General features: G+C 71.0%; 6 protein-coding genes and 1 pseudogene. 3 read left to right on the top strand and 4 right to left on the bottom strand.

Annotation, left to right across the window (positions count from 1 at the left end):
- Positions 1-927 (top strand): annotated as a pseudogene (locus tag GWI24_RS39465) (bifunctional glutamine-synthetase adenylyltransferase/deadenyltransferase); the annotation flags it as partial.
- A 22-nt stretch (positions 928-949) separates the two neighbouring features.
- On the opposite strand, the gene GWI24_RS39460 reads toward GWI24_RS39465, so the two are convergent.
- The 4 genes from GWI24_RS39460 to GWI24_RS39445 form a co-directional block, all read right to left on the bottom strand.
- Positions 950-2,164 (bottom strand): hypothetical protein, encoded by a 1,215-nt coding sequence (locus GWI24_RS39460; RefSeq protein ID WP_210950845.1) that lies wholly within the window; start codon positions 2,162-2,164, stop codon positions 950-952.
- Positions 2,161-3,264 carry a hypothetical protein gene (locus GWI24_RS39455; protein WP_210950844.1) on the bottom strand — a complete coding sequence of 368 codons (1,104 nt, stop codon included), beginning with the start codon at positions 3,262-3,264 and terminating at the stop codon, positions 2,161-2,163. Before GWI24_RS39455 ends, GWI24_RS39460 begins: the two co-directional genes overlap by 4 nt.
- An 83-nt stretch (positions 3,265-3,347) precedes the next feature.
- Complete coding sequence (locus tag GWI24_RS39450; protein ID WP_210950843.1) at positions 3,348-3,722, bottom strand: nitroreductase/quinone reductase family protein; 375 nt, start codon at positions 3,720-3,722, stop codon at positions 3,348-3,350.
- A gap of 143 nt (positions 3,723-3,865) precedes the next feature.
- A complete protein-coding gene (locus tag GWI24_RS39445) occupies positions 3,866-4,294 on the bottom strand; it encodes an ATP-binding protein (RefSeq protein ID WP_210950842.1) in 429 nt (142 codons plus the stop codon).
- 179 nt (positions 4,295-4,473) lie between these two features.
- On the opposite strand from GWI24_RS39445, the gene GWI24_RS39440 reads away from it, so the two are divergent.
- Complete coding sequence (locus GWI24_RS39440; RefSeq protein WP_210950841.1) at positions 4,474-5,358, top strand: helix-turn-helix transcriptional regulator; 885 nt, start codon at positions 4,474-4,476, stop codon at positions 5,356-5,358.
- A gap of 15 nt (positions 5,359-5,373) precedes the next feature.
- Positions 5,374-5,577: a DUF397 domain-containing protein gene (locus tag GWI24_RS39435; protein WP_210950840.1), complete on the top strand. Its 204-nt coding sequence runs from the start codon at positions 5,374-5,376 to the stop codon at positions 5,575-5,577.
- The last annotated feature ends 231 nt before the right edge of the window (positions 5,578-5,808 follow it).

Raw genomic sequence — 5,808 nt, 5'->3', positions numbered from 1 at the left:
GCGACCCTCGCCGGGGCCCTGCGCGCCGCCGTCCGCGACACCTGGGGCGATGAGCTGCCCACCCGCTTCGCCGTCATCGGCCTCGGCCGCTTCGGCGGCCATGAGCTCAGCTACGGCTCGGACGCCGATGTGCTCTTCGTCCACGAGCCGCGCGAGGGGGCCGACGACCAGGAGGCCGCCCGCGCCGCCTTCGCCGTGGCCAACGAGATGCGGCGGCTGCTCCAGCTCCCCACCGTGGACCCGCCCCTGCTCATCGACGCCGATCTGCGCCCCGAGGGCAAGTCCGGGCCGCTGGTGCGCAGCCTCGCCTCGTACGCCGCCTACTACCGCCGCTGGTCGCTGGTCTGGGAGAGCCAGGCGCTGCTGCGCGCCGAGCCGGTGGCGGGCGACCCCGGGCTCGGCCGGCGGTTCATCGAGCTGATCGATCCGCTGCGGTATCCGGCCGAGGGGCTGGGCGAGGACGCGATCCGCGAGATCCGGCGGCTCAAGGCCCGGATGGAGTCCGAGCGGCTGCCGCGCGGGGCCGACCCCACCACCCACGCCAAGCTGGGCCGCGGCGGTCTCAGCGACGTCGAGTGGACCGTCCAGCTGCTCCAGATGCGCCACGGCTGGGCCGAGCCCGGGCTGCGCACCACCCGCACCCGCGAGGCCCTGGCCGCCGCCCACGCCGCCGAGCTGATCTCCACCGAGGACGCCCAGACCCTCGACGAGGCGTGGATCCTCGCCAGCCGCGTCCGCAACGCCGTGATGCTCGTCCGTGGCCGCCCCGGCGACACCTTCCCGACGGACGTCCGCGAACTGGCCGCGGTGGGCCGCTACCTGGGCTACGGCCCCGGCCACGTCGGCGAGATGCTGGAGGACTACCGCCGCACCACCCGCCGGGCGCGGGCGGTGGTGGAGCGGCTCTTCTACGACTACGAGAGCTGAACCCCGCGGTGCGCGGCCCGGGTCACCCCTCCGCGGGCAGCGTGATGTGCAGGGGACCGCAGCCGATGCGATCCGCCTTCGCGGCCACATAGCGGGGCAGGAGCGTACGGATGTCGGCGGGGCGCCGGCCGCTGTCCGCCCGGATCAGGAAGGTGACCGGGCCAGTCTGGCACTCGGCCTGGAACAGCCCCATGTCGTCGCGGACGAAGCCGCTTCCGTCCTGCCCACCGGCCTTGACCCGTTCCTTGGCGCCGTCCCCGGACAGCTGCTCGTAGAGCACCGCGAGCCGGGGGTCCTCGACCGTCATCAGCCGCAGTTCGGGATGGTCGAAGAGCACCCGGCGGTCGCAGGTGCGCACCGGCCCCGCGCCCCGGGTGACCAGGGTGCGGCCCAGCGTGCCGTGCGCGTAGTCGCGGGGGAGCGGCAACCCCTTGACGCCGCACATGGCGTCCTTCTTCTCGTCCAGGAACCGCGGCGGCTCCGGCATCCGGCCCGTCGGGTCGGCGATGGTGCCCGTGCATCCCTTGTCGGCCATGTAGTGGTTGACCAGGGTGACCACGGCACGGGCGAGTCGATCCCGGGCCTCCGTGTTGACCTCGTCGTCGTAGATCGTCCAGCCGGTCGCCAGGTCGATCACGGTGGGGCCGTCGGTGGCGCCCAGCCGACTCGGCCGGCCGATGCAGCCGTCCGGCACCGCGAGCCAGGCCCGGGTGTCCGAGGCCATGCCCAGCAGCCCGCTGCCCAGCGGGGTGAGCCGCGCGGACAGGAACTCATCGGCCCACTGGTCGCCCGCGCCGCCGAACCGGGGGTCCAGCTGATGCGTCTGGACGGTGATCCGCGATCCGTCGGAGGTCAGCAGGCACTGGCCGGACGAGCCCTCGGCGCCGACGCGATCGCTGGTGATGGGCAGCTCGGAGCTCTTGACGTCCTCTTCGCCGCCGGAATCGCCGTCGAACAGGGCCGCCGCATCGTCCTGGCTGAACGCTCCCCAGCAGGCCCGGTCGTCCGCGAACGGACCCGCCTCGGCCCGCCAGGCCACCCCGGCGCCGCCGAGCAGCGCTCCCACGACGGCTCCGGCCACGGCCATGATCACGGCCAGCCGGGGCCGGGAGCGGGCCACTCGCTGCCAGTGCCACCAAGGGCGGCGCCGCTCGTGCAGCGGAACGCGGGTGCTGTTCTCGTTGCCTTCGTTGGTTTCGTTGGTTTCGTTGCTCTCGTTGCTCTCGGAGTCGTTCATCGGCTGGAACCCCCAGGTGCGACGGGCGCGCAACCGACGCGTCGCGCCACGGCGTTGGCGAAGGCGGCGATGTACGGAGTCGTCTCGTGCGGGGAGGGGGCGAGCATCAGCACGGTGAGCGGGCGCCCCGCGCAGTCGGCCCGTACGACCTTGTAGTCGTCGGCGAAGACCCCCGTACCGCGCCAGCCGCGAGCCGGTGCCTTGCTGCCCGTGGCCCCGTCGAACAGCGCGGAGAGCCGCGGCTGGGCGACCATCAGGGCGTCGAAGTACCGGCCCTCACCGGCTTGCGTCCGTACCGAACAGGACTGGAGATCCCGGGTGACCGCGCCGACCTGGTACTCCAGGTCGCGGGCCGCCTCCTTGCCGAACTCCAGGCCCCTGATCCGGCAGGCCCGGGTGAAGAAGTCCTCATCGTCCTCGGGCAGTGTGGGCATCGGCGAGACGGCCTCGAGCGGCTTCGCCGGGGCGCAACCCGCCTTCTCCATCGCGCGGTTGGCGGCCGCGACGAGCAACCGGGCCACGGACTGGGAGCCGCCGAGCCCCGCGTCGCCCGACATGGTGGAGTCGCTGTAGACCGACCGCGCCATCGAGTCGAGTGTCACCGCGGTCGGCCGTCCGTCGCGGGCGTCGCATTCCTTCGGCAGCACCAGCAGCGCATGACGGCCGTCGGTGGCGCCCGGCAGCCCGTCGGGCAGCGGCATCGCCCGGTCGCCGAGGTAGCCGCCGATCCACTCCATGCGCCGCGCGGCGCCCTCGGGCGCGGGGCCGTAGACGACCGTGACCTCGGTCTCCTCCGTGACCTTGTCGCCATCGCTGCTGTAGCGCTCGGAGTGGAGCGCCACGGTGCACCGCCCGCGCGGCTGCCGCGGTGTCGGCGCGGTCTCCTTGGACGTACGGCTCGCGTTGTCCTCGTCCAGTGCCTCGCCGCTCAGGAACTCCGGTCCGCTGTCCTCTTTCCACGCACCCCAGCAGTAGCTGTCTTTCCCATTGAACGGCCAGGTGTCCGTGGCCCAGGTCCCGACCCCGGCCGCCACCAGCACCGCGACGGCGCCACCGATCGACACGGCCCGGCGGCGCGCGCCGCCCATCAACTGTTTCATTTATGACCTTCCCCCGTGTGGCCGCCGATCCTACTCAGCGGCTCGGCGCACGAAGTGAAGGGGCCATGGCAATTCCGTGGGCGTCAGCGGCTGCTCGCGGCGGGCGGATGGTCGAGCCGCACGCTGATGGTGACGCGGCCCTTGCCGTCCACCCGGGCGACCGCATGCCCGGTCCGGTCGGCACCGTCCAGGTCCAGCGATATCGGCCCGCCCTCACCGGTGAAGTTCCGCCACCACAGCTTGCGTTCGGGCATGGCGACGGCGATCGTGACGCCGTCGGCGGCGCGCCGATAGCCGACCGGCGTACTGAAGCTGCGCCCCGACCGCCGCCCCGTATAGGTCACCACCGTGAGCCGCCCGCTCACCCACCGCCCCCACCGCGGAGAGGCGCGCAGCCCGACCATCCACGCATTGACCCGGTCGGTGAGTCGCTTCGGAAGCGGTCCTTTGTACCGCACACAAACCTCCAGGCGCCGAGGGACAGGGAGCTGTGGCGTCACCGTAGCCCCGCGGGTGGCGCACACCCGTCCCGCGGCCCCGAAGTGAGAGAGACGAGCCCCGAGCCTTCTCGTATACGGCGGCGCTTGAGCAACTCGACCGCTCATGAACTGGCCCCGTTGACCTGGAACCACACCGCCTTCCCGGGACCCGGTCCGTGGTGGCAGACGCCCCAGTCGGTGGCGGAGCTGCCGATGATGAGCAGCCCTCGGCCGTTCTCGGCGTCGGCCGTGTCCCGGGCGAGGCTGCGCTGGGCGGGGAGGCCGGGGGCGTCGTCGCTCACGAGAACGCGCAAGGTGCCGTACGGTCCCCACTCGGCGTAGAGGGTGACGGGTGCCGAGCAGCCGTTCGTCCGGCAGGCGTTGACGGCGTTGGTGACGGCTTCGGAGGTCAGGAGCAGAGCGGTATCCGTTAAGTCGGTGCGGTTCGCGGTGCGCAGGGCGGTGCGGACGGCTTCTCGGGCGGTACGGACCCATCCGGGGTCGGGCGGGAAGACGAGGGAGAAGTCGGCGCGGGGGAACTGGGCGCTCATGGTGATGTTGCCTCCTTCGGCCAACGGCCGCTCGGCGGACGCCGGTTGGGCGATGTGCCTTCGACGGTAGAGATGTCGGTTTAGCTAGCGCAACCTAATGTCGGAAATTCCCTCTCCCGAGTGGACCGCTCGCCGCAAAAGCGGGCAGACTGCGCCTGATCCACGAAGGGAGTCGCGCGATGGGGCTGCGGGCCAACCCGACCCAACGGCAACGACGGCTGGGTGAGGAGCTACGGAAGCTGCGCGAGGCGAGTGGCTTGTCCGCAACGGAGGCGGGAGCCCATGCGGGACTCGGGCGAGCGCACATGAGTCACATCGAGACGGGTCGCACGGCCATCCCGGAGGGGAAACTGCGAGCCCTTGCGGCGGCATACGGTTGCACAAGCCATCCCTTGGTTGATGGGTTGTGCGAGCTGAGTCAGGCCACGGGTCGGGGGTGGTGGTCGCCCTACAAAGCCAGCCACAACGCCCGAGCCCTCGATCTCGCGGAACTGGAGGCGAGTGCCGTGGCGCACCGCTCGTTCCAGTGGATGTACGTGCCGGGTCTACTCCAGACGGCGGACTACATGCGCTGCCTCTTCGAGAGCGGCCAGCCGGACAGCCCGCAAGTGATCGACGCAGGCGTTGAGTTCCGGCAGCGACGACAGCACGTGCTGGCCAACGGATCGCAGCTCTTCCATGCGGTCATCCATGAAGCCGCCCTCCTGATGAAGTTCGTGCCCAGCGACGTCATGCGCCGCCAGATCGAGCACCTTGTCACGATGGCCGAGTTGCCTCACGTGCGCATTCAGCTGCTGCCGTTCAAGTCGGACGTCAACTCGACAACGCCGGGAGCCCCCTTCAGCATCTTGGACAGCCGCGTCCCCGAACTGAGCACGGTCTACGTCGAGCATCCGGTCTCATCCGTCTTCCTGGGGGACCGTGAGCATCTGACCCAGTACAACTCGGCCTTCGAGCATCTCAGCGCGGTGGCCCTGCCGCCCATTGCCCCTCGGGGCGAACGCGAGTGCTATACCGAGAGGGATTCACTCCAGCTCATCCAGCACTTGCTGTACACCTTGTGAAGGGGAGCCCTGGGCATGTCCTGTTGGCGCAAGTCGAGCTTCAGCAGTGGTCAAGTCAGCGCGGAGTGTGTCGAGGTCTCCGCGCCGTCTCCCGACCTCATACTCATCCGCGAAAGCGACGATCCGGCGGTCGTCATCGCCACCGAGCCAGCCCCGTGGGCTGCCTTTATCCGGGGGCTCAAGCGGGGCGATTTCGACCGTCTGCCGGGGAACGTGTGACCGTCGTGGCCGCGTTCCGGTGCTGGGGCCGGTGGCGCGGTGCGGGTCTCGTCTCGCGCCTTCGGCGCCATTGAGCATGGGGGCGGGGGATGGGGGCGCGGGCCTCGCCGCCGGCCGACGGGCCGGTGGTGGTGCGTCCCGGTGGCGGCTCCTGTGGCCCCGGGCTGAGACCCGGCCGGACTGACGGCCTCTGGGTACCCCCTTCCAAAAAACGCTTGATGTGAAGCAACT

The organism is Streptomyces sp. MK37H (assembly GCF_018035285.1).
Classification (GTDB): Bacteria; Actinomycetota; Actinomycetes; order Streptomycetales; family Streptomycetaceae; genus Streptomyces; species Streptomyces endocoffeicus.
The sequence above is the reverse complement of the archived record's forward strand: the minus strand, read 5'-3'. Positions and strand labels throughout refer to the sequence as shown.

Coding starts and splice junctions, on each gene's coding strand:
- GWI24_RS39440 (WP_210950841.1), top strand. CDS start 4,474: ATGGGGCTGCGGGCCAACCCGACCCAACGGCAACGACGGCTGGGTGAG.
- GWI24_RS39435 (WP_210950840.1), top strand. CDS start 5,374: ATGTCCTGTTGGCGCAAGTCGAGCTTCAGCAGTGGTCAAGTCAGCGCG.
- GWI24_RS39460 (WP_210950845.1), bottom strand. CDS start 2,164: ATGAACGACTCCGAGAGCAACGAGAGCAACGAAACCAACGAAACCAAC.
- GWI24_RS39455 (WP_210950844.1), bottom strand. CDS start 3,264: ATGAAACAGTTGATGGGCGGCGCGCGCCGCCGGGCCGTGTCGATCGGT.
- GWI24_RS39445 (WP_210950842.1), bottom strand. CDS start 4,294: ATGAGCGCCCAGTTCCCCCGCGCCGACTTCTCCCTCGTCTTCCCGCCC.